Origin of the sequence: Allobosea eneae (assembly GCF_042657265.1) — a bacterium.
GTDB lineage: Bacteria > Pseudomonadota > Alphaproteobacteria > Rhizobiales > Beijerinckiaceae > Allobosea > Allobosea eneae.
The window spans coordinates 91,257-113,917 of record NZ_JBHSLW010000019.1 but is presented as its reverse complement, the minus strand read 5'-3'; the positions used below and the strand labels follow the sequence as shown (position 1 = coordinate 113,917).

At 64.8% G+C, this 22,661-nt stretch carries 25 protein-coding genes, 1 tRNA gene and 1 pseudogene; 12 read left to right on the top strand and 15 right to left on the bottom strand.

Annotation, left to right across the window (positions count from 1 at the left end; all coding sequences use genetic code 11):
* Positions 1-141 precede the first annotated feature (141 nt).
* Positions 142-1,122, bottom strand: coding sequence for an alpha/beta hydrolase (locus ACFPOB_RS14525; RefSeq protein WP_377799173.1), 981 nt, complete (start codon positions 1,120-1,122; stop codon positions 142-144).
* Here ACFPOB_RS14525 and ACFPOB_RS14520 point away from each other — a divergent pair.
* Complete coding sequence (locus ACFPOB_RS14520; protein WP_092163014.1) at positions 1,121-1,522, top strand: DUF2177 family protein; 402 nt, start codon at positions 1,121-1,123, stop codon at positions 1,520-1,522. The two genes, ACFPOB_RS14525 and ACFPOB_RS14520, sit on opposite strands and share 2 nt — an antisense overlap.
* 33 nt (positions 1,523-1,555) lie before the next feature.
* On the opposite strand, the gene ACFPOB_RS14515 is transcribed toward ACFPOB_RS14520, so the two are convergent.
* The 6 genes from ACFPOB_RS14515 to ACFPOB_RS14490 form a co-directional block, all read right to left on the bottom strand.
* Positions 1,556-2,578: an SAM-dependent methyltransferase gene (locus ACFPOB_RS14515; RefSeq protein WP_377799172.1), complete on the bottom strand. Its 1,023-nt coding sequence runs from the start codon at positions 2,576-2,578 to the stop codon at positions 1,556-1,558.
* On the bottom strand, positions 2,575-3,318 hold the full coding sequence (locus tag ACFPOB_RS14510; RefSeq protein ID WP_377799177.1) for a DUF1295 domain-containing protein: 744 nt from the start codon (positions 3,316-3,318) through the stop codon (positions 2,575-2,577). Before ACFPOB_RS14510 ends, ACFPOB_RS14515 begins: the two co-directional genes overlap by 4 nt.
* Before the next feature lie 56 nt (positions 3,319-3,374).
* On the bottom strand, positions 3,375-3,998 hold the full coding sequence (locus ACFPOB_RS14505) for a ChrR family anti-sigma-E factor (RefSeq protein WP_377799171.1): 624 nt from the start codon (positions 3,996-3,998) through the stop codon (positions 3,375-3,377).
* On the bottom strand, positions 3,995-4,579 hold the full coding sequence (locus ACFPOB_RS14500) for a sigma-70 family RNA polymerase sigma factor (RefSeq protein ID WP_377799176.1): 585 nt from the start codon (positions 4,577-4,579) through the stop codon (positions 3,995-3,997). The genes ACFPOB_RS14505 and ACFPOB_RS14500 overlap by 4 nt, the downstream gene beginning before the upstream one ends.
* A gap of 82 nt (positions 4,580-4,661) precedes the next feature.
* Positions 4,662-5,024 (bottom strand): DUF2147 domain-containing protein, encoded by a 363-nt coding sequence (locus tag ACFPOB_RS14495; RefSeq protein WP_377799170.1) that lies wholly within the window; start codon positions 5,022-5,024, stop codon positions 4,662-4,664.
* A gap of 36 nt (positions 5,025-5,060) precedes the next feature.
* Positions 5,061-5,654 carry a hypothetical protein gene (locus ACFPOB_RS14490; protein WP_377799169.1) on the bottom strand — a complete coding sequence of 198 codons (594 nt, stop codon included), beginning with the start codon at positions 5,652-5,654 and terminating at the stop codon, positions 5,061-5,063.
* A gap of 141 nt (positions 5,655-5,795) precedes the next feature.
* On the opposite strand from ACFPOB_RS14490, the gene ACFPOB_RS14485 reads away from it, so the two are divergent.
* The 3 genes from ACFPOB_RS14485 to ACFPOB_RS14475 are packed head-to-tail and all read left to right on the top strand — an operon-like array spanning position 5,796 to position 9,171.
* Entirely contained in the window at positions 5,796-7,136 is a 1,341-nt protein-coding gene (locus ACFPOB_RS14485; RefSeq protein WP_377799168.1) for an NAD(P)/FAD-dependent oxidoreductase, read from the top strand.
* Positions 7,133-7,936 carry a DUF1365 domain-containing protein gene (locus ACFPOB_RS14480; RefSeq protein ID WP_377799167.1) on the top strand — a complete coding sequence of 268 codons (804 nt, stop codon included), beginning with the start codon at positions 7,133-7,135 and terminating at the stop codon, positions 7,934-7,936. Before ACFPOB_RS14485 ends, ACFPOB_RS14480 begins: the two co-directional genes overlap by 4 nt.
* Positions 7,933-9,171, top strand: a complete 1,239-nt coding sequence (locus ACFPOB_RS14475) for a class I SAM-dependent methyltransferase (RefSeq protein WP_377799166.1) — start codon at positions 7,933-7,935, stop codon at positions 9,169-9,171. Before ACFPOB_RS14480 ends, ACFPOB_RS14475 begins: the two co-directional genes overlap by 4 nt.
* Positions 9,172-9,340: 169 nt before the next feature.
* Here the strand turns inward: ACFPOB_RS14475 and htpG are convergent, their stop codons facing one another.
* The 4 genes from htpG to groES form a co-directional block, all read right to left on the bottom strand.
* A complete protein-coding gene (htpG, locus tag ACFPOB_RS14470) occupies positions 9,341-11,221 on the bottom strand; it encodes a molecular chaperone HtpG (protein WP_377799165.1) in 1,881 nt (626 codons plus the stop codon).
* A 51-nt stretch (positions 11,222-11,272) separates the two neighbouring features.
* On the bottom strand, positions 11,273-11,488 hold the full coding sequence (locus ACFPOB_RS14465; RefSeq protein WP_377799164.1) for a hypothetical protein: 216 nt from the start codon (positions 11,486-11,488) through the stop codon (positions 11,273-11,275).
* 70 nt (positions 11,489-11,558) lie between these two features.
* Positions 11,559-13,184 carry a chaperonin GroEL gene (gene groL / locus ACFPOB_RS14460; protein ID WP_377799162.1) on the bottom strand — a complete coding sequence of 542 codons (1,626 nt, stop codon included), beginning with the start codon at positions 13,182-13,184 and terminating at the stop codon, positions 11,559-11,561.
* Between the two features lie 59 nt (positions 13,185-13,243).
* Positions 13,244-13,558: a co-chaperone GroES gene (groES, locus tag ACFPOB_RS14455; RefSeq protein ID WP_377799161.1), complete on the bottom strand. Its 315-nt coding sequence runs from the start codon at positions 13,556-13,558 to the stop codon at positions 13,244-13,246.
* Positions 13,559-13,821: 263 nt separating this feature from the next.
* Here groES and ACFPOB_RS14450 point away from each other — a divergent pair, with 263 nt between their 5' ends.
* Positions 13,822-14,091, top strand: coding sequence for an usg protein (locus ACFPOB_RS14450; protein WP_377799160.1), 270 nt, complete (start codon positions 13,822-13,824; stop codon positions 14,089-14,091).
* 37 nt (positions 14,092-14,128) lie between these two features.
* On the opposite strand, the gene ACFPOB_RS14445 is transcribed toward ACFPOB_RS14450, so the two are convergent.
* Together ACFPOB_RS14445 and ACFPOB_RS14440 are read right to left on the bottom strand one after the other, a co-directional pair.
* A complete protein-coding gene (locus ACFPOB_RS14445; protein ID WP_377799159.1) occupies positions 14,129-14,422 on the bottom strand; it encodes a DUF982 domain-containing protein in 294 nt (97 codons plus the stop codon).
* A gap of 49 nt (positions 14,423-14,471) precedes the next feature.
* Positions 14,472-14,807: a hypothetical protein gene (locus ACFPOB_RS14440; protein WP_377799158.1), complete on the bottom strand. Its 336-nt coding sequence runs from the start codon at positions 14,805-14,807 to the stop codon at positions 14,472-14,474.
* A 765-nt stretch (positions 14,808-15,572) separates the two neighbouring features.
* Between ACFPOB_RS14440 and ACFPOB_RS14435 the strand changes: the two genes are divergently transcribed.
* Genes ACFPOB_RS14435 through ACFPOB_RS14425 form a run of 3 tightly spaced genes read left to right on the top strand, consistent with a single transcriptional unit; the run spans position 15,573 to position 16,943 of the window.
* Positions 15,573-16,001: an Hsp20/alpha crystallin family protein gene (locus ACFPOB_RS14435; protein WP_377799157.1), complete on the top strand. Its 429-nt coding sequence runs from the start codon at positions 15,573-15,575 to the stop codon at positions 15,999-16,001.
* A gap of 12 nt (positions 16,002-16,013) precedes the next feature.
* Positions 16,014-16,418: an Hsp20/alpha crystallin family protein gene (locus ACFPOB_RS14430; protein WP_377799156.1), complete on the top strand. Its 405-nt coding sequence runs from the start codon at positions 16,014-16,016 to the stop codon at positions 16,416-16,418.
* 24 nt (positions 16,419-16,442) lie between these two features.
* Complete coding sequence (locus tag ACFPOB_RS14425) at positions 16,443-16,943, top strand: Hsp20/alpha crystallin family protein (protein ID WP_377799155.1); 501 nt, start codon at positions 16,443-16,445, stop codon at positions 16,941-16,943.
* Between the two features lie 748 nt (positions 16,944-17,691).
* Here ACFPOB_RS14425 and ACFPOB_RS14420 read toward each other — a convergent pair.
* Positions 17,692-18,189: pseudogene (locus ACFPOB_RS14420) on the bottom strand (IS3 family transposase); the annotation flags it as partial.
* Positions 18,190-18,407: 218 nt separating this feature from the next.
* A tRNA-Gly gene (locus tag ACFPOB_RS14415) sits at positions 18,408-18,482 on the bottom strand.
* A 387-nt stretch (positions 18,483-18,869) separates the two neighbouring features.
* Here ACFPOB_RS14415 and ACFPOB_RS14410 point away from each other — a divergent pair.
* The 4 genes from ACFPOB_RS14410 (at position 18,870) to ACFPOB_RS14395 (ending at position 22,641) form a co-directional block, all read left to right on the top strand.
* Positions 18,870-19,397 (top strand): prolyl-tRNA synthetase associated domain-containing protein, encoded by a 528-nt coding sequence (locus tag ACFPOB_RS14410; protein ID WP_377799154.1) that lies wholly within the window; start codon positions 18,870-18,872, stop codon positions 19,395-19,397.
* Positions 19,398-19,483: 86 nt separating this feature from the next.
* A complete protein-coding gene (gene trxA / locus ACFPOB_RS14405) occupies positions 19,484-20,383 on the top strand; it encodes a thioredoxin (protein WP_377799153.1) in 900 nt (299 codons plus the stop codon).
* A gap of 16 nt (positions 20,384-20,399) precedes the next feature.
* The gene (locus tag ACFPOB_RS14400; protein WP_377799152.1) at positions 20,400-21,071 is read left to right on the top strand and encodes an LON peptidase substrate-binding domain-containing protein; all 672 of its coding nucleotides are present in this window, start codon (positions 20,400-20,402) and stop codon (positions 21,069-21,071) included.
* Between the two features lie 178 nt (positions 21,072-21,249).
* Entirely contained in the window at positions 21,250-22,641 is a 1,392-nt protein-coding gene (locus tag ACFPOB_RS14395) for an MFS transporter (RefSeq protein WP_377799151.1), read from the top strand.
* Positions 22,642-22,661: the final 20 nt, after the last annotated feature.

The following is a 22,661-nucleotide window of genomic DNA, read 5'->3' as shown; positions in this document are numbered from 1 at the left end:
AAAAGGCGCCCTCGGCAGATCGAGTGCGCTTCCCCTCATCGCGCTCGCGCCCTCGGGCAACAGATGAGGGATTCGGTCTCGATCTGAAAAAGGCTTTGCCAACGCAGCGTCCGTGTTAACGCTCGCAGCTCGTGGCTGCGGTCAGGCGCTTTCCAAAAAGCTGATGACATCATCGAGAACGGGCGCACGCCAGGCAATAACGCGGGCGAGCGAGGCCGCCGTCCCTGCGTGCCCTAGGCCCGGGTAGATCTTGAGCATCACCGAGCGCGCTCCTGCACGTCGTAGCGCCGCGGCCAGTCTCTGGCTGTTGCGGGGCAGGACGGTTGTGTCGTCGGCGCCGGTGGCGAGCAGGATCGGCGGCACATCCGCACGCGCGAAACTGACAGGTTGCGTCCGCTCGAGGCTAGGCGCGTTGCCGAAGGCGGCTTTGGTGACGTCGAGGTCGAGCGGCAGGAAGTCGTAAGGGCCCGATAAGCCGACGGCCGATCGGATGATGCTCGACGAAAGACCAGCACGAGCGAGATAGCCCCTGTCGAGTGTCAGCATCATCGCGTTGTAGGCCCCCGCCGAATGTCCCATGAGATGGATCCGGCGCGGGTCGCCACCAAAACGGGCTATGTTGTCACGCACGAAGCGCAGCGCTGCGGCACCATCCTCGACGAAGACCGGGAAGCGCACTTCCGGCACAAGCCGGTAATCGGCGATCACCGTGACGAAGCCGCGCGCAGCCAGGGCATCGCCGACGAAGGCGTAGCTCTCCTTGGCGCCGCTGGCCCATGACCCGCCATAGATGAAGAAGACGACCGGGCGACCGGCTCCGCCGCTGCTCGGGAGGTAGATATCCATCGTCTGCCGTGGGTGGGCACCATAGGCGACATCCCGCGCGCCCTGGTTAAAGGCGCCGGGCCTCAGCGCGGCGCAGCCACTGAGAACGATGGTCGACAGCGCCGCCATGACAGCGCGCCTGGAATTCAAGATGGTCATGAGCGCCTTCGCATTGCCGGCCATGCGATGGATACGCCGGATGGAGCGCGCTGGATCCCGGATCGGTCGATCGGCTCGATGTAGTCCGGAAACGTAGATCCTGCGTATCTGTGGGCACAGGCCAATGGAGATCGTCATGCGCTTCGTCGTCGGTTACGTCGCCTTTCTCGTCGCCTTCGGCATCTGCGATGCGATATGGCTCGGCACGATGACGACCAGGCTCTATCGCCCGGCGCTCGGTGACCTGATTGTGGAGCCGATCCGCTATGTGCCTGCGGCCCTGTTCTATTTCGGCTTCCCGCTTGGCGTCCTGCATTTTGCGGTGATGCCGGCCCTGCGCGGCGGCGGCGCGAACGATGCGCTCGTCAACGGCGCCCTGATCGGCCTGCTCGCCTATGCAACCTATGACCTGACGAACTATGCCACCTTGCGGCCTTGGACCCTGACGATCACGCTCGCCGACATCATCTACGGTACTGTCGTGGTCGGTTTCTGCAGCTGGGTCGCCTACGAGGTGGCGCGCCGCGTTGGCGGCTGAAGCAGGGGCTATCGCCGCTTTATCGCTGACCGATCAGACGGGGCGCAGCCGGTAGTGGTTGACGCCCCAGGCTTCGCCGCCGGAGTGCCCGAACAGTCCGCTCGTCGCGAGGAAGAACAGGCGCCAGCGGCGGCGCCAGAGCGGCGCGTTGTCGCCGTAAACCTCGCGCAGGATGGGGTCGATGGCCGGCAGGTTGCGATCGAAATTCGCCAGCCAATCGTCCGCGGTGCGCCGATAATGCTTACCGCCCCAGCGCCATGCCTCCTCGACTGCGAAGAGGTCGGGAAACTCGTACGCCAGTGCCGCGCTGGGCATGATCCCGCCGGTGAAGAAGTGCTGCGCGATCCAGTCGGCATCGTCGCCGACATCGAAGCGGTAGCAGCCCCGCGCATGCGCGAAGATGTGGATGAACAAGCGTCCGTTCGGCTTCAACCAGCCATGGACGCGCCCGAGCAGCGAGCGCCAGTTCGCCATGTGCTCGAACATTTCGACCGAAACCACGCGGTCGAAGCGCTCTTCGATGGCGAAGTCGTTCATGTCGGCGGTGATGACGCGAAGATTGCCGAAACCGTGCTCGCGCGCCTGTTTTTCAATGAAGGCACGCTGCGAGGCCGAATTCGAGACCGAGACGATGCGCGCCATCGGATACGCCTGAGCCATCCAGAGCGAGAGCGAGCCCCAGCCGCAGCCGAGCTCGAGGATGTCCTGTCCGTCTGCGAGGCCGGCATGCTCGGCGCTCAAGGCGAGCGCCCGATCTTCGGCCGCCGCCAGCGTATCACCGGGTTCGGCGTAGTAGCAGCAGGAATATTTTCGCCTCGGCCCCAGCACCTGCTCGAAGAAGGCGGCCGGCACCTCGTAATGCTGAGCATTGGCGGCATCGGCATGCAGCGCGATCGGCAGTTCCGCCATTTCCCGTGCGAAACCGGCCGCATTGCCGGGCTTGGCCATGAGGTTACGATCCGTTCGCCCGACGAGCGTGGCGATCACCATGCGGCTGACCGCATCGGGCACTGGCAGGGTCTCGCCCCAGCTCGAAAGCCTCTGCATGATCGTCATGACCCGGCTCCTTTGGGCGGGAGTGGAATGAAGGGGCTGGTCCGGAGCTGGTAGTCGCGATAGGCATCCCCATGCTTGGCGAGCATATGCTCCTCGAGTGGCGGAATGCCGGATACCCGCACGAGGAGCAGGGTGATCGCGGCGGGTGCGAGCCAGGCGAGCCAGCCAAAGGGGTAAGCCGCGGCGGAAGCGATCACCGCGTAGGCGCTCCAGAGCACGCATTCGAAGAAATAGTTGGGATGCCGCGAATAGGCCCAGAGCCCCTTGTCACAGACGCCACTGCGACCGGAGCGCGCAAAAGCGCGAAGCTGCCGATCGGCGATGCCGCCGCCGATGATTCCGGTAAAGAACAGGCCCAGACCCAGCCAATCTTGAGGCTGGCCGAAGGCCACCGGGTTATGCGCCGACAGGACAACGCCGACAGCGAGCGGAATGCTCGCAAGCGCCTGCAACTGCAGTAGCCGCGCCATTTTCCTGGGTGCCTGGGACCCCCAGTCGCGCTTCATGCGGGCATAGCGAGGATCATCGGAAATCCCTGTCGTGCGTCCGGCGATATGCAGGCCGAGCCGTAGAGCCCATGACGCGACGAGCGCCGCCACTAGAAGCCGGCGCGCGAGCGGCCCTTCGCCGAACGGCAGCAGAGCGCCGGCAATGCCGGTTGCGCCGAGCCCGAAGGTCCAGACCACGTCGATCCAGCCAGAATTGCCGGTCCGGCGTTCGATCCGGGTCGCCAGGCTCATGGCGGCCGACATCGCGACGGCGGCAAAGAGCAATGCCGCCGCGAAGGAGGCCAGCGTCACAGCCGCACCAGCGGCTGCAGCAGGCGGCCGAGCCAACCCTGGAACAGGACATTGCCGGTCATGGCGACGAGGCAGGTACAGCCGTCGACCGGATCGACGCGCGGAGTGTGCTCGTGCTCAGCGTCCGCCTCGTCGAAATCACCCGCGGCGTAGCGACCGTATTCGTGCTCGTAGGCGCCGGACAGGATCGTCGTCCATTCGAGGCCGGTATGCTTATGGTGTGGCAGTGCGATCCCTGGCCCAGCCCGCAGCATGAAGACGCGTGACTCCGATCCAGGCACGTCGACCCGCCGCATCGCGATCCGGATGCCGATCGGCCGCCACGGCCCTAAAGCATAGGGACTCAGCGCACGAGGGAGGCCTGCTTCAGCCGGGCGGGGCGCTATCACAGCCTCCGGCAGCGATTGCGGCTCGGCTGAGTCGAGTGGCCTTGCCGTCATCGCCACGGGCTCCGCGGCATCGAGCATAGCACCCTGGATAGCCTGGAATCCGCTCAGGCGGCGCCGGCTCTGGCCGTCCAGTTCGACATGCGCCGCGACGACGAGCGCAAACCCTTCGTCGAGTCTGCCGGCGGCGAAAGCGGCGAGTGTCTCGTCGGAAGCACGATGGACCGGGCTCATCGCAGATCCTCCAGCTTGCCCCGCAGATGCGACAGAGCAAGACGCAGCCGCGACTTCACGGTGCCGAGCGGGATCGCCAGATGCTTCGCCACGTCCTGATGGGTGAACCCTTCCAGGAAGGCGAGCTCGACAACCCGATACTGGTCGGTTGACAAGCCGGTCATCGCTGCCCTGACCCGCGCGTCGCGCTCAGCTCCCGAGATCGTCTCGTCAGGTTGTTGAGGGCCTTCTTCATCCAGAATCTCGTAAACTTGTGAAAGCCGCGAGCGAGTCTCACGCCGGGCGATATCGATGCGCCGGTTGCGGGCGATGGTGGCGATCCAGGTCGAAGCGCTCGCCTTGTCGGGATCGAACATCGCGGCCTTGCGCCAGACCGAGAGCAGCGTCTCCTGCGCGATCTCCTCTGCCAGCTCAGCCGAAGCCCCGCCGCGCATCAGCAATCCTTTCACGCGCGGCGCGAAATGGTCGAACAGTTCTGCAAAAGCGTCCCGGTCACCCGAGCGCGCAATGGCAGCGATCAAGGCATTAGGGTCGAACAAGGCGAAAAACCGGTCTCCCTGCGCAGCTGACGCCCCGCGCATGTCTTCGACAGTCAAGGCGAATGCGGCAGCCATATCCAAAATACGGCGGCGGACCGAGAACAGATCACCGCCGGGCTGAGCACTAGTCGGCCGCCTTCCAGCCGACGTCGCGGCAGATCAGGCGGCCAAGAATGCAGCCACGGGTGGTCAGCTCGCCAGCTCCCGTCCTGACGGTCAATGAGTAAGTCGAGTCACGCTTCGGATCGTAGGCGGTCCCGGAGAAGCTGCCGTCGGCCTGGCGCGTCAGCGTCATCACCAGCTTGTCGCCGGCCGCCTCGCCCTGGCTGGTATCGCCGATCCAGAGATTGGTGGCGCAGATCTTGTCACCGCAGGGCGCGATACGGACACGGGCTTTGCCATCGTCGCGCAGCCAGGTGCCGTCCAGGGAGGTCGCGCTGGCGGCGGACGGTGAGGCAATGATCAGAGCGAGCAGAAGGCGTCTCATGCGATGTCCTTTCCGCAGGTTGCGCCTCTTCTACGTTCATTGGCTCCTTTCGGTTTCATCGTCCGCAGCGATATGGGGAGATCGTTGGACGAAAAGCCAGCCAATCAGCACCGTCAGCGAGGCCGCGCTCAAAAAGTTCAGACGCTGGAGCGAGGCGTATTCCTGCTGCTCATAGAGATGCAGCGGTCCTGCGATGGCATCGACGGGCAAAAGATAGGCGCCGAAGCCCAGCGCCGTGAAACCGGCGGCATAGAGGCGTTCGTCGCGGCGAAAGAGCAGGACGGCCAGCACCAGGCAGGGAAACAGGAAGGCTTCGACACCTGATGAGCCGCCAAAGACGAAGCGGCAGAGCAGCGTATTGCCGATGCCGGCGCAGAGCATCAGGGAGCGGCCAAGCTTCGAGCTCCGCCGCATCACGGCCGGCACCATCGCGAAAAGAGGGGTCGACAGAAAGGTCAGGAGGGACGGGCCGATCACCGGCGATACAGCCCAATGGAGATAGAGCGGGTAGAAGGGCTGGTTCGAAACGATCACCAGCGCAACCGTGTTCGCGACCGCCTCGCGCGGTCCGGGGTGGGCGGCATAGACGCCGACCGCCGCAGACAGTCGCTTCAGACCCGTTGCGGGCATCGATCCGCCTCCTGTTTGCCTCGGTCAATTTACGTTCGCCGCTGGCGATCGGCTCACCCTGTCCATCGCGATTTCCCCGGGATGGCGGCAAATCCAAAGCCAGGTGCCCGGCGTATAGCTTCCACCAAGCAAGGAATGGCCATGGCGCGGGCTCACGGACATGCGAAGAAGATCGCCGTCATCGGCGCCGGCATTTCCGGCCTGTCAGCGGCGTGGCTGCTGGGACAGGCTCACGATGTCGTGCTGATCGAGGCCGAGCCGCGTCTCGGCGGCCATGCCAATACGCTCTTGGTGCCGGACGGGGATGGAGGCGAGACGGCGGTCGATACCGGCTTTATCGTCTATAACGAGAAAACTTACCCGAATTTCGTCGCGCTGCTCGCCGAACTGGGCGTCGCGACGCAGCCGACCGAGATGTCCTTCGCCGCGTCGCTGGATAGCGGGCGTCTCGAATATAGCGGCACGAGCCTGAGCGGACTGTTCGCGCAGCGGCGCAATCTGGCGAGCCCGCGCTTCTGGGCCATGCTCCAGGGCCTCGTCCGCTTCTATCGCGATGCGACCCGCGATGCGCAGGTGGGACACGCGGCAGACATGACGCTCGGCGACTATCTTGCGGCCGGCGGCTATGGCGACGCTTTCCGCGACGATCATCTGCTGCCGATGGCGGCTGCGATCTGGTCGGCGCCCTGCTCGGAGATCCTGGGCTATCCCGCCGAAGCGTTCCTGCGCTTCCACCACAATCACGGCCTCCTGCAGCTCACTGACCGACCAGTCTGGCGCACCATCAGTGGCGGCAGCGCCCGCTATGTCGCGCGGCTGCGCCAGCAGTTCGGTGGGAGCGTTAGGCTTGGTGCTCCGGTGCGCCAGGTTAGGCGCTTGCCGAACGAGGTGCTCGTCTTGGGCGAAGGCTGGAGCGAGCGCTTCGATGAGGTCGTCTTTGCGACCCACGCAGACCGGACGCTGGCCATGCTTGCCGATCCCGATCCGCTCGAAACGTCCGCGCTCGGCGCCTTCCGCTACAGCCGCAACCGTGCCGTGCTGCATGGCGACGAGGCCCTGATGCCGAGACGGCGCCGCGCTTGGGCAAGCTGGAACCATATCGGCGAACGCGGCAGGCCGGATGCCGCCTGCGCCGTTACCTATTGGATGAACCGCCTGCAAGGCCTGTCCGGGACACGGCCGTTCTTCGTCACCTTGAATCCACCCGCTACGCTGCGCCAGGAAGCCATCCTCCACGAAGAGGTGTACGAGCATCCGATCTTCGACCGGGCCGCGCTCGCAGCCCAGGAGCGGCTGTGGGCTCTACAGGGCGCCCGGCGCAGCTGGTTCTGCGGCGCCTATTTCGGCTCAGGGTTCCATGAGGATGGGTTGCAGGCCGGGCTCGCCGTGGCTGAGGCGCTCGGCGGCGTGCGACGGCCCTGGCAGGTCCGCGACGAATCCGGCCGCATTCCGCTCGCCACTTCGCGTGAGCTGGCGGCATGATCAGGCATTCCGCCCTCTATGTCGGCCGGGTGCGGCACCATCGCTTCCGCCCGAGGCCGCATGCCCTGTCCTATCGCGTCTTCTGGATGCTGCTGGACCTCGACGAGATCGACGCCGTCGCCGGACAGCTGCGCCTATTCTCGCGCAACCGATTCAACCTCTATGCCTTTTGCGATGCCGACTATGGCGATCGCAGCGGCAGGCCTCTGAAGGAGCAGGTGGCGGAGGCGCTGGCGGCCGCGAGTATCGACTGGGACGGCGGCAGGATCCGCTTGTTGACCATGCCGCGCATCCTTGGCTACGCCTTCAATCCGCTCAGCACCTATTTCTGCTATGGCCACGACGGCCGCCTGCGGGCGACTGTCTACGAGGTGCACAACACCTTTGGCGAGATCCACAGCTATGTCGCGCCGGCCGGCGCCGAGGCTTATCCCGTGCGGCAGGAGGCGGAGAAGCGCTTCCATGTCTCGCCGTTCATGGGCCTCGCCATGCGCTATGCCTTCCAGGTGGAGCCGCCGGGCGAGCACGTTTCGGTTGCCATCGATGGGCATGACGACAGCGGGAGACTGATCACGGCCTCGCTGAGTGGCCAGCGCCACGCGCTCGACGACGCCACGCTCCTGCGCCTGCTGGCGACCCATCCCCTGCTCACCTTGAAGGTCACCGCGGCCATTCACTGGCACGCGCTGCGTCTGTTGGCGAAGCGCATTCCCTGGTGGACGCACCCGGCTCCGCCGGAACGCCCTTTCAGCATGGGGCAGGCGGTAGTACCTCATCCGAAGGGATCGACGCAGCCATGAGGCTTCCCGACACCGAACGCCCGGCACCGATGGCCGAATCGTCCCTTTCTCTGCCCGGGGGAATCGGTCTCTCGCGCTGGTTCCTGCGCCGGCTGCTGTCGCGTATCGCCGTCGGCCGGCTGAGCATCGTCACGCCGGAGGGGGAACGACTCTGGAGTGGGCCGGCCGCGGCTGGCCCGCAAGCGGCAATCGTCATGAAGACATGGCGGGCCATGCGTCGTCTCATGCTCGATGGCGATATCGGGCTCGCCGAAGCCTATCGCGACGGGGATTTCACCACGCCGGACCTGACGGCGTTGATCGAGCTCGGGGCACGTAACGACGCAACGCTGCGCCAGCTCGTCTCCGGCGCATGGCCGGCGCGCCTGCTCAACCGGCTACGGCACTGGCGCAATGCCAACAGCCGGGCTGGCAGCCGTCGCAACATCACCGCCCATTACGATCTCGGCAACGATTTCTACCGGTGCTGGCTCGATGAGAGCATGACCTATTCGTCGGCGATCTACGAAGCGCCGACGGATACGCTCGAGGCTGCGCAGGACCGCAAGCTCGACAGGATCGTCGAGATGCTTGCGCTCACGGGGGGCGAGCACGTCCTCGAGATCGGCTGCGGCTGGGGCGCCCTGGCCGAGCGTCTGGCTCGCGAGGGGTGCCGCGTCACGGCGATCACGCTCTCCCCGGCGCAGCTCGCCTATGCGCAGCGGCGGGTCACCGAGGCCGGCTTGGCCGATCGCGTCGAGCTTCGTTTGCAGGATTACCGCGACCTGAAGGGCCAGTTCGATCGCATCGTCTCGATTGAGATGATCGAGGCCGTCGGGCGCGACTATTGGCCGACATATTTCGCCAGCTTGAGCCGCTCGCTGGCTCCCGGGGGCCATGCCGTCCTGCAGGCGATCACCATCGACGAGGCTGTGTTCGAGCCCTACCAGCAGGGCACGGATTTCATCCAGCGCTTCATCTTCCCCGGCGGCTGCCTGCCTTCGGTTCGCGCATTGGAAGACGCTGCGGCTTTCGCCGGTCTGACCACGATCGAACACTTCGCATTTGGTGAAAGCTATGCCGCGACGCTGAAGGAGTGGCGACGGCGTTTCCTGGAACGCTGGCCGCAGATCGCCGCGCAAGGTTTCGACGAGCCGTTCCGCAGGCTCTGGGAGTTCTATCTCTGCTACTGCGAGGCCGGTTTCAGGGCTGGGACGATCGATGTCAGTCTGATCGCCACTGGTGGGCGGCAGTAGCTGCCGGACTGCGCCTCATCTCTTGCTGGATGCGCAATTCGCTCACATTTGCCCCAGGTCTGAAAGCCGACATTGAGGCCAAGCAGGGCGTTCCTGCCGCTATCGAATCCAAAGCGTGGGCGGGGACATCACAGCAACCGCACGCGCATATGCTCCCAGGCTTCGTCGCTCAGCTGTCGCCGAAGCTTCGCGTTACGAGCCGATTGAGCCGTTCGGCGAATGCATTTGCGTCTGTCGGGCGTTCGCCGTCCAAAATGCGGGCGGTGTCCAAGAGAAGGTGTGCGACGTCACTGCGTAGCGCGCCGTCCTCGACACCGGCGAGAGCCGTGACCACCGCATGACGCGGGTTGACCTCCAGGATCGGCCTTGCGGCACTGTCGAGGCGGCCGGCAGCGTTGAGCAGGCGCTCGAACTGGCGATCCGGCCCCTTGTCCGACGCGACGAGGCAGACCGCACTATCAGTCAGCCGGTCCGAGGCCCGAACATCCGCCACCTGACCAGCCAAGGCGTCCTTCATCGCTAAGAGCAGGGTCTGGACTTCCTGGCTCGTCTCAGCTGACGGCGATGTCGCACCATCGAGCAAGGGAACAAGGCCGAGATCGGCCGCGCCTTGCGTCACCGACTTGAACGGCTTGCCCTCGAATTCCGGCATGCCCGAAACCCAGAAGCTGTCGACCGGATCGGACAGCAGCAGGACCTCGATGCCACGCGCCCGGAAGCCTTCGAGCTGCGGCGAGTTCGCGATCCGGCCCGCATCGTCGCCGGCGATGTAGTAGATCGCCGTCTGGTTCTCTTTCAGCGCGGCGACATACTCCTTCAGGCTCCGCCAGCCTTCGCCGGAAGCCGTGGTCCGGAAGCGGGAGAGATCGAGAAGTTGGGCGCGACGCTCGAAGTCCTCGTAGAGCCCTTCCTTGATCACCGCGCCGAAATTCTCCCAGACCAGGGAAAAAGTCGCGACATCCTGCTCAGACAGCTTCGCAAGATCGGAGAGCACCCGGTTGGTGACGCCTTTCTTGATCGCGCCGAGCAGCGGGCTGTCCTGGATCATCTCGCGGGAGACGTTCAGAGGCAGGTCGGCCGTGTCGACGATGCCGCGGACGAAGCGCAAATAACGCGGCATCAACTCGGCTTCGTCGGTGATGAAAACGCGCTTCACATAGAGCTTGATCCGCCCCTTGCGCTCGGCGTCGAAGAGATCGAACGGGCGTGCGCCCGGCACGAAGGCGAGCGCGCTATACTCGTGCCGGCCCTCGGCATGGAAATGGATGATCGCGGCCGGCTCGTCATATTGCCCGGCGACGCTGCGATAGAAATCGACATACTCAGCCTTGGAGATCTCGCTCTTCGGCCGGGTCCACAGCGCGGCGCCGTCGGCAAGCGTGGCTGGCTCTGCTCCGGGCTTCTCGATCAGAGCGATCGGCACCGGGACATGGCCGGATTGCTCCCTGACGATGCGCTCCAGCGTCCAACGCTCGGCATAGGTCTTGGCATGGTCCATCAGATGGAGCGTCACCCGCGTGCCGCGCGCGGGAGCTTCGTCCAATGCGACCGGCGCCACGGTGAACTCGCCTTTGCCGTTCGAGGACCAGGCCCAGGCCTCGTCGCTGCCGGCGCGGCGGCTGACGACCTCGACCTCGCCGGCGACCATGAAGGCAGAGTAAAAGCCGACGCCGAACTGGCCGATGAGCTGGGCGCCTTCCTTGCCCTCGGCCGCAGCGACACGTTCCATGAAGCTGCGTGTGCCGGAACGGGCAATGGTGCCGAGCGCCTCGATCATCTCGTCGCGGCTCATGCCGATGCCGTTATCGGCGATGACGAGCTTGCCGGCCTCGGTATCGGCGGCGATCGTGATGGCGAGCTTCGGCGCGTCGCCGAGCAGTTCCGGCTTGCCGATCGCCTCGTAGCGCAGCTTCTCGCAGGCGTCGGCGGCGTTCGAGATCAGCTCGCGCAGGAACACGTCCCGGTCGGAATAGACCGAGTGCACCATCATGTGCAGCAGGCGGGAGACGTCGGCTTCGAAGCTGCGATGCTCGGCTGTGGCGGTCGTCATCGTTTCGTGTCCGGGCAAATCTTCAGGAATGCAGGTGGATAGCAAAAGAGCTCAGGACTGGGAGCGATAGCGCTCGACGGCGCGTCGCGCCAGATCGTCCTCATCCTCGGCGAGGCTCGCAAGCGCTGCGACGGCGTAAGCGAGGCGGGTCCGCTCGCGCTCATAGGTATCCTGAGAAAGCGCCGGCCTGATCTCTGCCCAAGCCGTTTCAAGGGCTGCCTGCGCACGGGCCAGGTCGATGGGATCGGTCAGCGTTGAAAAGGGCATGGCTTCCCTCGGGATGCCCGGAGATCGCGTGGGGAGAGGGCGCCACGGAAGCCGCGGCGCCCTCCCATGCTCAGTAATCCATACCGCCGGCCGGCATCGCCGGAGCCGCTTCCTTCTTCGGCAGCTCGGCGACCATCGCCTCCGTGGTGATCAGCAGGCCCGCGACCGACGCGGCATCCTGGAGCGCCGTGCGCACGACCTTGGTCGGGTCGATGATGCCGGCCTTGACCAGATCGCCGTACTCGCCGGTCTGGGCATCGTAGCCCCAGGCATAATCGGAAGATTCCAGCAGCTTGCCGACCACGACCGCGCCGTCACCGCCGGCATTCTCGACGATCTGGCGGGCTGGCGCGGTGATCGCCTTGCGGACGATCTCGACGCCGGTCTTCTGGTCGTCATTGGCCGGCTTCAGGCGTTCCAGCGCCTTGACCGCGCGCAGAAGGGCGACGCCGCCGCCCGGCAGGATGCCTTCTTCCACCGCGGCGCGGGTTGCGTTCAGGGCATCGTCGACGCGGTCCTTCTTCTCTTTGACCTCGACCTCGGTCGCACCGCCGACGCGGATGACCGCGACGCCGCCGGCGAGCTTGGCCAGACGCTCCTGGAGCTTCTCACGGTCGTAGTCCGAGGTGGTATCCTCGATCTGCGCCTTGATCTGCGCGACCCGGGCCTCGATCTCGGCCTTCTTGCCCGCTCCGTCGACGATGGTGGTGTTTTCCTTCTCGATCCGGACCTTCTTGGCGCGGCCGAGCATGTCGAGGGTGACGTTCTCCAGCTTGATACCGAGATCCTCGCTGATCGCGGTGCCTCCGGTCAGGATCGCAATGTCCTCGAGCATCGCCTTGCGGCGGTCGCCGAAGCCTGGCGCCTTGACGGCAGCGATCTTGAGGCCGCCTCGGAGTTTGTTGACGACGAGCGTGGCAAGAGCCTCGCCCTCGACGTCCTCGGCGACGATCAGCAGCGGCTTTCCGGTCTGCACCACCGCTTCCAGCAGCGGAAGCATCGTCTGGAGGCCCGAAAGCTTCTTCTCGTGGATCAGGATATAGGGGTCTTCCAGCTCTGCGACCATTTTCTCGGTGTTGGTCACAAAGTAGGGCGAGAGATAGCCGCGGTCGAACTGCATACCCTCGACCACGTCAAGTTCGGTCTCGGCGGTCTTGGCCTCCTCGACGGTGATGACACCCTCGTTGCCGACCTTTTTCATCGCTTCGGCGATCATCTCGCCGATCGTGCGGTCGCCATTGGCGGAGATGGTGCCGACCTGCGCGACCTCCTCCGAGCCGGTGATCGTCTTGGAGTGCTCGCCGAGCGACTTCGTCACCGCCTCGACGGCGAGATCGATACCGCGCTTCAGATCCATGGGGTTGATGCCGGCGGCCACCGCCTTGGCACCCTCTCGCACGATCGCCTGCGCCAGGACAGTCGCGGTGGTGGTGCCGTCACCGGCTGCGTCGTTCTGTTTCGAGGCCACCTCGCGCACCATCTGGGCGCCCATGTTCTCGAACTTGTCGGCGAGCTCGATCTCCTTGGCGACGGTGACGCCGTCCTTGGTGATGCGCGGGGCGCCGAAACTCTTCTCGATCACGACGTTGCGGCCCTTGGGGCCGAGCGTGACCTTCACCGCATTCGCCAGCGTATCGACGCCGCGCAGCATCCGCTCGCGCGCGTCCTGCGAAAACTTCACGTCCTTCGCAGCCATGATTCCTCACTCCTTCAGACTTGAGGTTTCAGGTTGATGAGATGGGATGAAAGGCCCCGTCAGGCAGCCTTCTTGAGGCTCGCCGTCGCCTCGACCACGCCCATGATGTCGGACTCCTTCATGATCAGGAGATCCTGGCCGTCGATCTTGACCTCGGTGCCGCTCCATTTGCCGAAGAGCACGCGATCGCCGACCTTGACGTCGAGCGGCACGAGCTTGCCGGTCTCGTCGCGCGCGCCGGCGCCGACGGCGACGACCTCGCCCTCCTGCGGCTTTTCCTTGGCGGTGTCGGGGATGATGATCCCGCCCTTGGTCTTCTCCTCGGCGTCGATGCGCTTCACGACGACGCGGTCATGCAATGGCCGAAACTTCATGAGTTCCTCCAGTTTCCATGTCGGTCACATGTCAAAGCGGGCCGGCCCTATGCGGGTCTCGCGGCGAGGTTCCGCGCGCCCTTGAGGCGCCGTGCCCGCGCGACAATCTAGGTTGCCCTATTTTTGCCTTCAAGAGGTTGGCAGCACTTTTTTCTCATGAGTGCTAACGCATTGAATTCGTACAGCTAAGGGGAACTTTTGGACTTGCGAGCGCATTGGATTTGCGCTGCCATGAGCAGGGTAACCACGGAGCTGAAAAAGGAATGGCTTCCATTGATTTCGCCCGCCAGATCGCGGGCTATGGCCTCACCACCGCCGGCATCCTTTACCGCCTGCCAGACCACCCCTCGATCCTGCAGGAATATGTCTGGCAGGACTACGACCTAGCGCCGCGCTTCCCCGAGCTGAAAAAGTTTCTCGCCTTCTGGCAGGCCAAGCTCGACGGCAAGCTCTTTCGCATCACCGTGACGCACAAGGATCTGATCGGGCCCGCCGATCTCAGCGCGATCACTGGCGAATTCCACCTGCACTGAATTGGAAGCAGCCCGCAAGGCTGCTTCCTGATCGAACTCAGGCGAAATTCTGCGGGACCGCTCGGCGCCCGCGGGACATGAGTGCAATATCCGGAGCCAGGATATCCTGCTTCTCGGCAAACGCGGCGAACACACCGCGTGCCGTCTCCGCGTCGATGTCGCCGCGCAGGGCCGCCTGACAGGCCTTCATGGCAAAGCTGTGGGCAGGATCACGCCGTGCCGCCGGCCAGTCGGCCAAGAAGACGCAAGCTTCCATCGCGGACGAGATCACCGTGGGTCGCCCGAAGGCGGTCAGCACGATGATCGGCCGCCTGAACTCATCGAGCTTCATCCGTGATGCTCCTGGCCCAGCAGTAAGGTCTCATCGCCATTCCTCCCGATCAGGCCAGCAGAGCCTCGGAGCCCCGCGACAGGCTCACGACGTCACAGTCTGGGCTGTCACTACGATCGAGTGCGATAAGCGCGTCCATGACCTCGTCGAATGAGACCGGGTCTGCTGCGAAATCAGGATGCCTCAGCTGCGGGCATGAGGTGACCGCGCAGGCATCGGAGGCCCAGGAGGACAGGATAGCCCGCTTCTCTCCCGGGGTTAATGATCGATCCTCGAGGACATTGCGCGGGCTGCGATAGAAGCAGCTCGGCCGCAGCAGCCGATCGATCGCCGCGTCGTCGCTAGCGGTTGCCGCGAACGGAACTGGAACACTCGGTTTAGGCATCGCAGGCTCTCCCAAATTACTCCTTTCAGCGCGAAGAGCTTCGCGCTGGAAAACTTGGGAATATGCCGGCCTGGTTCAAGAGGCCCGTGGAGCCGATTTGAATGCCGATCATGGGTCAGCCACCTCTCATTCGTGCCGGCCCTTCAGCGCGCCCGTATGAAGGATGCCGATACCGACGGAGGGCGCGGAGCGCCAAGTCGTCTTCATCTTCGGCGATGGCTGCCAAGTCGGCCACTACCTGCGCCAACCGTTCTCTCTCCGCATGGACGGAAGCGTCTGGAATGCTTGGCTTGACGGCGCGCCACGCGGTCTCCAATGCGGCCTCCGCCCGAGCAAGATCAACCGGATCCAGTGCTGAGAATTGCATTTTCGGCTCCGCATTCGCGACGGCGAGCGATGTGAGGTTGCCAGCCCGTGGCTGCAAGCGCGTGACGGTTACGCGGCCGCCTTCGCGCGATCGTTCCCCCCTTGAAACGCAATTTTCCCCACCCTAACTCGTTTTCGCCGGATGCCGCTTTCGGATCCTGGCGCGGGAACGACGGTCCGACTGCATAGTGGACCGGGTTCGGCTCATGTCGCTTCGTAAGGAGGATGTGGTCCGGTGTTTGTTCGAACCCCTCCTACTCGCATCGTGCGAGTTCGTGCGACAGACCAGCCTGGTCTTGGCCCGGATCGCTTCATCTCGCCTGCCATTGATCGATGCCGCGTCCGGAGCGCGCATGCGCGCGCGGCGTCAGACCAGGTCATGATGCGATGGAGGATGACATGATGTTATCGGACTTTGGCCGCATCGGGTTCGACCCGTTTCTAGAAATGCGGCGCATGCAACAGGAAATGAACCAGCGCCTTGGCGGCCTGCGGACCAGCGCCGCTCAAGAGTTCCCGCCAGTCAATCTTTGGCTTGGCGAGAATAGCGTCGCGCTGACCGCGGAGCTGCCTGGGATCGCACCCGACGATGTCGATCTGACCGTGCGTGAGAATACGCTGACCTTGAAGGGCGACCGCAAATCGCAAGACGAGACATCTGTCTGGCATCGTCGCGAGCGTCCCATCGGACAGTTCTCCCGGACGATCCAGCTGCCGTTCCGCGTCGATCCCGAGCAGGTGGAGGCGCGTTTTGCCAACGGGCTGCTGGAAGTCGAGCTGCACCGGCCGGAGTCGGACCGGCCCAGGAAAATCCAGATCAAGGGATAAGCGGAGGCAATCATGGCTCAAGCACTGCAGACAACCGACCGGCAGGTCCCGAACAAGCTTGATGGCAGCGAACGAACCCGCTCGCGTCAAGTTTTCGTGCCCCGCGCCGACATCTACGAGACGCAGGACCAAGTCGTTCTTCTCATCGATATGCCCGGCGTCGCCTCGGATGGGGTTGATATCACGCTCGAGAAGCGAACCTTGGCGATCCGTGGCTACGCGACCGATCAGCTGCGCGAAAACTATCGCCAGATCTATGCCGAATATGGCGCAGGTGATTATGAGCGCGTCTTTACGTTGTCTGAGGACATCGACCGCGAGGGCATCGAGGCGTCACAGAAGGACGGCGTCCTGCGCCTGGTGCTGCCGAAGGCGGCACCCGCCAAGGCTCGCAAGATCGAGCTGAAGACGGCTTAGGCCCGCGCCACAAGGAGGTTGACGATGCCAATCAGAGACCTGATCCCGTGGGGTAGCAACAAGGGAAGCGACGTCGCGAAGCGGGAGGAGGACAACCCTGTGTTTTCTCTCCAGCGCGATGTGAACCGGATCTTCGATGACTTCTGGAAACGGTTCGATCATCCGTTCGCGGAGTTCGGGCACTGGGCTTCTGACGGTCCGAGAACCGATGTTGCGGAAACGCAGAACGCACTGGAGATCTCGATTGAACTTCCGGGCATCGACCAGAAGGAGATCGACGTTTCGCTTACCAACAATACCCTCACCATCAAAGGCGAGAAGAGGAGTGATCGCGAGGAGAGCAACAGAGGCTATCACCTATCGGAACGCTCTTATGGCTCGTTCTATCGCTCGATCCCCCTGCCAGCGGGGATCGACACGGACAAGGCCAGCGCCGAATTCAAGAACGGCGTCCTGATCGTGACACTGCCAAAAACACAGGAGGCTTTGTCGCAGGTGAAGAAGATCGCGGTGAAAGCGAGCTAGAGCCGCGCCATGCGGCGGATCTCAGACCGCCGCATGGCAAAGGGCGACGGTGACGCAAGGCTGTCGTCTAACTCGCTTGCTGTGGCGCCATCCTATCACCTGTCCGGACATTGTCAGGCAGTCGCGACCGGCCTCCTTGCGAAATCGGCGCCCGATCGGCCGCTTCGACCAATGATCCAACACCTTTCGCTTCGACAGGATCTGGCCATGCGCTCGCGCCGCCGAGCCCGGCCGTGACGCGTTGGGAGGTCGGGTTCAGCGCGTGCGAAATCTGGGCGTCGCCAAGAGCGTCGAGCAATCTCGTGCCAACCGGCTCGCAGCCTGCGAACGCCAATTCTCGAGGAATCGACATGACATCTCCATCGTTGAATGATCCCGCTGAAGTCGCTCGCGCCGATGCCGCGCTCGAAGCGGTTTGGAGCGAGGTGAGATGCACCATTCCCGCCTCCGCGCAGGATAGGGAACGAGCCAGGATTGCCCGCCTTGTCGCCGAATTCGAACCGCTAGCGCTGGACGAAGAGGATCTCAGGCAGAACGTGCTGCACCATTTCAGGTATCCAGCTTGACCGGCGAACATAGATCATAGAGCTGGCTCGGTTGTCTGAATAGTTTCGGGGCTGTCGCTAAGTGGATGTCGGCCCGTGTTATGCCGCAACCGGGATTGGCTGCTGCGCATCGAAGTAGGCCTGATCGGGCGTCTGCCGTGCCGGGCTTTAGAGAGGCCTCCGGCCGGTGCAACAGGCCTGATATCGACCGCCTCGATGCAGAAGCTGACATCCATGGTGATCGAGAGCCGCCAGGCCAAGACCTTGCGGCTGAACCAGTCGACGACGGCGGTGAGGTAGACGAAACCGGCGCCATCAGGGTGTAGGGATATTCATCGCCCAGACCTGATGGAGCGGAGTCACCGCCAGCTTGCGCAGCAAATAGGGGACGATCTTGTGCCCCGGCGCCGGCTTCGAGGTCTCGGGCGGCGGTAGAGCGCCTCGATCCCCATGCGCTTCATCAGCGTGGCGACATGCAGGCGCCCGGTGACATGCCCCTCAGCCAGCAGCAGGTCTTGCAGCATGCGGCTGCCGGAGAAGGGCTATTCCAGATGCAGCGTGTCAATCGCGCGCATCAAGGCCAGATCGGCGGCCGAAGCGCATGGTAGATGGACGCTGCCCCGACTGATCCCGAACCCCCGGGCCTGCCGGTTCAGTGGCAGATCGTGATGGCGATCGATTCTCGCTTTGCGCTCAGTAGGCTCGCCGCTCCCGCAATGGAAGCAGGATCTGCCAGCGCATTCATCCTATGAGTAGCCGTCAAGCACCGATAATTCAGATGACTTCTGCGAACGGAAAATCACTCTTTCATATTCGGGACTGCGCTCTGTGGCGCTTATACCGACGCGAGTGACATGTCGTGCGAGCAGAAAACGCCCCGAAGGGCGCCTGCTAAACCACTGATTTTCTTGAATTTGTCTGGAGCGGGCGAAGGGATTCGAACCCTCGACCCCAACCTTGGCAAGGTTGTGCTCTACCCCTGAGCTACACCCGCATCCGAGACAGTCGCGCCGCGTTGGCGGCGCGGCCGGTTTATTGCCCAACCGGATGAGAAGCGCAAGCGCCTTGTTGCAATTTTCTGATCGTCACGTGACAGCGCCGCAAAAACCGCCGGGAAAACCGCGTCATTTCAGGGGGAGCTCGGGGGGGCGGCCAGCACTATCGCCCTGGCCGGGTCAGCCGCGGCCGAGAATCGGCAGTTGCGCGGCAACTCGCGGTCCTGCGCAAGCCGTTCGACGCATGATCGCGGAGGCTGTGCCGGGCAAGGGCGGGCCGGGACGCCTCTTTCTCATCTTGTTTCGCTTGCCTGTCTTGCTTCGCTTGCCTGCGCCGGCCTGCGGCCTTAGGCATCGCGCAGTTCCCCTCTCCTTGCTGGCCGCCCATGCCCACGCCGCTCTCTCCCGATGATCTCATCGCTAGGCTCGACGATCTCGGCATCAAGACCGAGCGTATCGACCATGTTGCCGTTTTCACCGTCGCCGAATCGAAGGAGTTGCGCGGCAAGGTACCCGGCCACCACACGAAGAACCTCTTTCTGAAGGACAAGAAGGGCCGGATCTTCCTGGTCTCGGCGCTGGAGAGCACGCGCATCGACCTGAAGCGGCTGCACGAGCGGCTCGGCGCCAGCGGGCGCCTGTCCTTCGGCTCTGCCGAGCTGCTGATGGAGAAGCTCGGCGTCACGCCGGGCTCGGTCACCGCCTTCGCCGTGGTCAACGACCATGCGGGCGACGTGACCATGGTGCTCGATGCCGCCCTGATGGATGGCGAGCGCCTGAACTTCCATCCGCTGGTCAACACGGCGACGCTCGGCATCTCCAAAGACGACATGCTCGCCTTCCTGCGCGCCACCGGACATGAGCCGATGATCGTTGACCTTCCGACGCCGCCGGACGATGGACAGAACGGCTGAAGCCACCCATCTATGGGATGGCCCGCCGCGGCGGGCATCCGGTTTCAGGTTTCAGTACCGACAGATTGCTAGGTGAAGGACGAGCCATGCTGGTCAATGGCGATGCGGCCCCGGCCAAGGGGCTGATCAAGGACACGACGACGCAGGGCTTCCGCCAGGACGTCATCGCCGAATCGATGAACCAGCCGGTGCTGGTCGACTTCTGGGCGCCCTGGTGCGGCCCGTGCAAACAATTGACCCCGGTGATCGAGAAGGTGGTCAACGAGGCCGGCGGCAAGGTCAAGCTGGTCAAGATGAACATCGACGAGCACCCGGCGATCGCAGGCCAGCTTGGCATCCAGTCGATTCCGGCGGTGATCGCCTTCCAGCGCGGCCAGCCGGTCGACGGCTTCATGGGCGCGCAGCCGGAGAGCCAGGTGAAGGCCTTCATCGAGCGCCTGATCGGGCCGATGGGGCCGGGGCCGGTCGAGGAAGTGCTGGCCGCGGCGGCGCAGGCGCTGGAGGCGGGCGACGCCGCGGGCGCGAGCGAGCTCTATGCCGAGGTGCTGGCGGCCGAGCCCGAGAACATCGCGGCGATCGCCGGCATGGCGCGCCTGCATCTCGACGGCGGCGACATCGAGGGCGCGAAGGGCTTCCTTGCCATGGTGCCGGAGGCGAAAGCGCAGGATCCGGCGGTGGCGGCGGTCAGGGCCGCGGTCGAGCTTGCCGAGCAGGCCGCCTCGCTCGGCGATACGGCCGAGCTCGAGGCGAAGCTCGCGGCTAATCCCAAGGATCACCAGGCTCGCTTCGATCTCGCATTGGCGCTTAACGCCCGCGACAAGCGCGAGGAGGCGGTCGACCATCTGATCGCGATCATCAAAGCCGATCGCACATGGAACGATGACGGCGCCCGCAAGCAGCTACTGCAGTTCTTCGAGGCCTGGGGGCCGATGGACGAGCACAGCGTCGCCGGGCGGCGCAAGCTGTCGGGCCTCTTGTTCTCGTGAGCCGGGGAGGGCGCGCATGGGCATGAACGCGGTCTATTCCGGGCCGGACGACTGCCCGGCCGTGATCCCGCTCTTTCCGCTTGCCGGCGCTCTGCTGCTGCCGCGCGGGCAGATGCCGCTAAACATCTTCGAGCCGCGCTATCTTTCCATGATCGATGACGCGCTGCGCACGCACCGCGTCATCGGCATGATCCAGCCCGAGCCAGAGAACGGGCGCCAGCCGCAGGTGCCGGGGCTCCTCCAGGTCGGCTGCGTCGGCCGGATCACCCAGTTCGCCGAGACCGGCGACGACCGCTACATCATCACGCTGACCGGGGTCTCGCGCTTCCGGCTGGAGGAGGAGCTCTCGGTCACCACGCCCTATCGCCAAGGCCGTGTCTCCTATGGCGACTTCGTCGTCGATTTCGAGGCGCGTGCCGGCGAGGACGAGGTCGACCGTGCCGGACTGCTCAAGGCGCTGCGCAGCTTCGCCAAGGCGAACGAGCTCAAGATCGATTGGAAGGGCGTCAACGAGGCGCCGAACGAGGCGCTGGTCAATGCGCTCTCGATGATGTGCCCGTTCGGGCCGCGCGAGAAGCAGGCGCTGCTGGAGGCGCCCAGCCTGAAGAGCCGGGCCGAGGTGCTGGTCGCGATCACCGAGATCGAGCTGGCGCGCGGCGGCTCCGATCCGGACACGACGCTGCAGTGAGCGATTTGCGGGCTTTCCCTCTCATTGTCGTCCCGGGCGACCGGAGGGAGACCCGGGACCCATGCCTGAGCTTTTCCGATAGAAGTTCAGGCATAGGTCCCGGATCGGCGCCGCTGGCGCGGCTTGTCCGGGACGACCAGCTTTCTCTCGATGCAGGTTCAGTTCTTTGAGCGCGGCGATGACGCAGCCCGGCGGTGGGGAGAGCACGCCCGCCACCTATCCACCACGACGCTCGGTCGTCGCCTGGATTTTCTTCGACTGGGCGGCGCAGCCCTTCTTCACGCTCGTCACCACCTTCGTCTTCGCGCCCTTCTTCGCCTCGGCGCTGGCGAGCGACCCGGCTCAGGGGCAGGCGCTCTGGGGCTATGCGACGGGACTCGCCGGCCTCGCCATCGCGCTGCTGTCGCCATTGCTCGGCGGCATCGCCGACCAGACTGGGCCGCGCAAGCCGTGGATCGCGGTGTTCGGCGCGATGCTGGTCGCGGGCTCAGCGATGCTCTGGTACGCCAAGCCGGGATCGCCCTGGGCGGTGCCGATCGCGCTCGCAGGCTTCGTCATCGGCACGATCGGCGCCGAGTTCGCCACGACCTTCAACAATGCAATGATGACGCGGCTGGTGCCGCCGGAGCGGCTCGGGCGGCTCTCCGGCACCGGCTGGGCCGTCGGCTATCTCGGTGGCCTGGTCTCGCTGGCGCTGACGCTCGGCTTCCTCGCCGCCGATCCGCATACGGGCAAGACGCTGGCCGGCCTGTCGCCGCTGTTCGGGCTCGACGCCGCAGCGCGCGAGGGCGACCGCTTCTCCGGGCCGCTCACCGCGCTCTGGTTCGTGATCTTCGTCACGCCGATGTTCCTGCTGACGCCGGATTCGCCGCGGACCGGCATATCGCTGAAGCAGGCGGCCGCCGGCGGTTTCTCGCATCTCAAGGCGACGATCGCCGAACTGCCCTCGCTGCCAGGACTCGGCCGCTTCCTCCTGGCCAACATGATCTACCAGGACGGGCTCGTCGCGCTGTTCGCCTTCGGCGGCATCTACGGCGCCGGCGTCTTCGGCTGGCAGACGATCGAGCTCGGCGTGTTCGGCATTCTGCTGACCATCACCGGCACGCTCGGCGCCTGGGCCGGCGGCAAGCTCGACGATGCGATCGGCGGCAAGACGGTGATCCTCGGCGCCATCGCCTGCCTGCTCTTCGCCTGCATCGGCATCCTCTCGCTCGGGCCGGGGCAGGTCGCTTTCGTGATCGAGGCCGTGCCGGCAACGCCGGGTGACGGCCTCTTCGCCTCGCTGCCGGAGAAGGTCTATCTCGGGCTGGGTCTCCTGATCGGCTTGGTCGCCGGCCCCTTGCAGGCCTCTTCGCGCAGCCTGCTCGCGCGCATCGCGCCGCCGGCCCGGATCGGCGAGTTCTTCGGCCTGTTCGCGCTCGCCGGGAAGGTGACCTCGTTCATGGGACCGACTTTGGTCGCGCTGGCGACGACCGTTTTTGCGAGCCAACGCGCAGGCCTGGCGGTGCTGATCGGCTTCTTCCTGACCGGGGCGTGGCTGATTGCCGGGGTGAAGGTGAAGCGCGGGTAACCGTCATTCTCGGGCGAAGC

What these genes read in the sequence shown, in the direction of transcription:
- ACFPOB_RS14520 (WP_092163014.1), top strand. Translation starts at nt 1,121, where the DNA reads ATGCGCTTCGTCGTCGGTTACGTCGCCTTTCTCGTCGCCTTCGGCATC.
- ACFPOB_RS14525 (WP_377799173.1), bottom strand. Translation starts at nt 1,122, where the DNA reads ATGACGATCTCCATTGGCCTGTGCCCACAGATACGCAGGATCTACGTT.
- ACFPOB_RS14515 (WP_377799172.1), bottom strand. Translation starts at nt 2,578, where the DNA reads ATGACGATCATGCAGAGGCTTTCGAGCTGGGGCGAGACCCTGCCAGTG.
- ACFPOB_RS14510 (WP_377799177.1), bottom strand. Translation starts at nt 3,318, where the DNA reads ATGAGCCTGGCGACCCGGATCGAACGCCGGACCGGCAATTCTGGCTGG.
- ACFPOB_RS14505 (WP_377799171.1), bottom strand. Translation starts at nt 3,998, where the DNA reads ATGAGCCCGGTCCATCGTGCTTCCGACGAGACACTCGCCGCTTTCGCC.
- ACFPOB_RS14500 (WP_377799176.1), bottom strand. Translation starts at nt 4,579, where the DNA reads ATGCGCGGGGCGTCAGCTGCGCAGGGAGACCGGTTTTTCGCCTTGTTC.
- ACFPOB_RS14495 (WP_377799170.1), bottom strand. Translation starts at nt 5,024, where the DNA reads ATGAGACGCCTTCTGCTCGCTCTGATCATTGCCTCACCGTCCGCCGCC.
- ACFPOB_RS14490 (WP_377799169.1), bottom strand. Translation starts at nt 5,654, where the DNA reads ATGCCCGCAACGGGTCTGAAGCGACTGTCTGCGGCGGTCGGCGTCTAT.
- ACFPOB_RS14485 (WP_377799168.1), top strand. Translation starts at nt 5,796, where the DNA reads ATGGCGCGGGCTCACGGACATGCGAAGAAGATCGCCGTCATCGGCGCC.
- ACFPOB_RS14480 (WP_377799167.1), top strand. Translation starts at nt 7,133, where the DNA reads ATGATCAGGCATTCCGCCCTCTATGTCGGCCGGGTGCGGCACCATCGC.
- ACFPOB_RS14475 (WP_377799166.1), top strand. Translation starts at nt 7,933, where the DNA reads ATGAGGCTTCCCGACACCGAACGCCCGGCACCGATGGCCGAATCGTCC.
- htpG (WP_377799165.1), bottom strand. Translation starts at nt 11,221, where the DNA reads ATGACGACCGCCACAGCCGAGCATCGCAGCTTCGAAGCCGACGTCTCC.
- ACFPOB_RS14465 (WP_377799164.1), bottom strand. Translation starts at nt 11,488, where the DNA reads ATGCCCTTTTCAACGCTGACCGATCCCATCGACCTGGCCCGTGCGCAG.
- groL (WP_377799162.1), bottom strand. Translation starts at nt 13,184, where the DNA reads ATGGCTGCGAAGGACGTGAAGTTTTCGCAGGACGCGCGCGAGCGGATG.
- groES (WP_377799161.1), bottom strand. Translation starts at nt 13,558, where the DNA reads ATGAAGTTTCGGCCATTGCATGACCGCGTCGTCGTGAAGCGCATCGAC.
- ACFPOB_RS14450 (WP_377799160.1), top strand. Translation starts at nt 13,822, where the DNA reads ATGGCTTCCATTGATTTCGCCCGCCAGATCGCGGGCTATGGCCTCACC.
- ACFPOB_RS14445 (WP_377799159.1), bottom strand. Translation starts at nt 14,422, where the DNA reads ATGAAGCTCGATGAGTTCAGGCGGCCGATCATCGTGCTGACCGCCTTC.
- ACFPOB_RS14440 (WP_377799158.1), bottom strand. Translation starts at nt 14,807, where the DNA reads ATGCCTAAACCGAGTGTTCCAGTTCCGTTCGCGGCAACCGCTAGCGAC.
- ACFPOB_RS14435 (WP_377799157.1), top strand. Translation starts at nt 15,573, where the DNA reads ATGATGTTATCGGACTTTGGCCGCATCGGGTTCGACCCGTTTCTAGAA.
- ACFPOB_RS14430 (WP_377799156.1), top strand. Translation starts at nt 16,014, where the DNA reads ATGGCTCAAGCACTGCAGACAACCGACCGGCAGGTCCCGAACAAGCTT.
- ACFPOB_RS14425 (WP_377799155.1), top strand. Translation starts at nt 16,443, where the DNA reads ATGCCAATCAGAGACCTGATCCCGTGGGGTAGCAACAAGGGAAGCGAC.
- ACFPOB_RS14410 (WP_377799154.1), top strand. Translation starts at nt 18,870, where the DNA reads ATGCCCACGCCGCTCTCTCCCGATGATCTCATCGCTAGGCTCGACGAT.
- trxA (WP_377799153.1), top strand. Translation starts at nt 19,484, where the DNA reads ATGCTGGTCAATGGCGATGCGGCCCCGGCCAAGGGGCTGATCAAGGAC.
- ACFPOB_RS14400 (WP_377799152.1), top strand. Translation starts at nt 20,400, where the DNA reads ATGGGCATGAACGCGGTCTATTCCGGGCCGGACGACTGCCCGGCCGTG.
- ACFPOB_RS14395 (WP_377799151.1), top strand. Translation starts at nt 21,250, where the DNA reads ATGACGCAGCCCGGCGGTGGGGAGAGCACGCCCGCCACCTATCCACCA.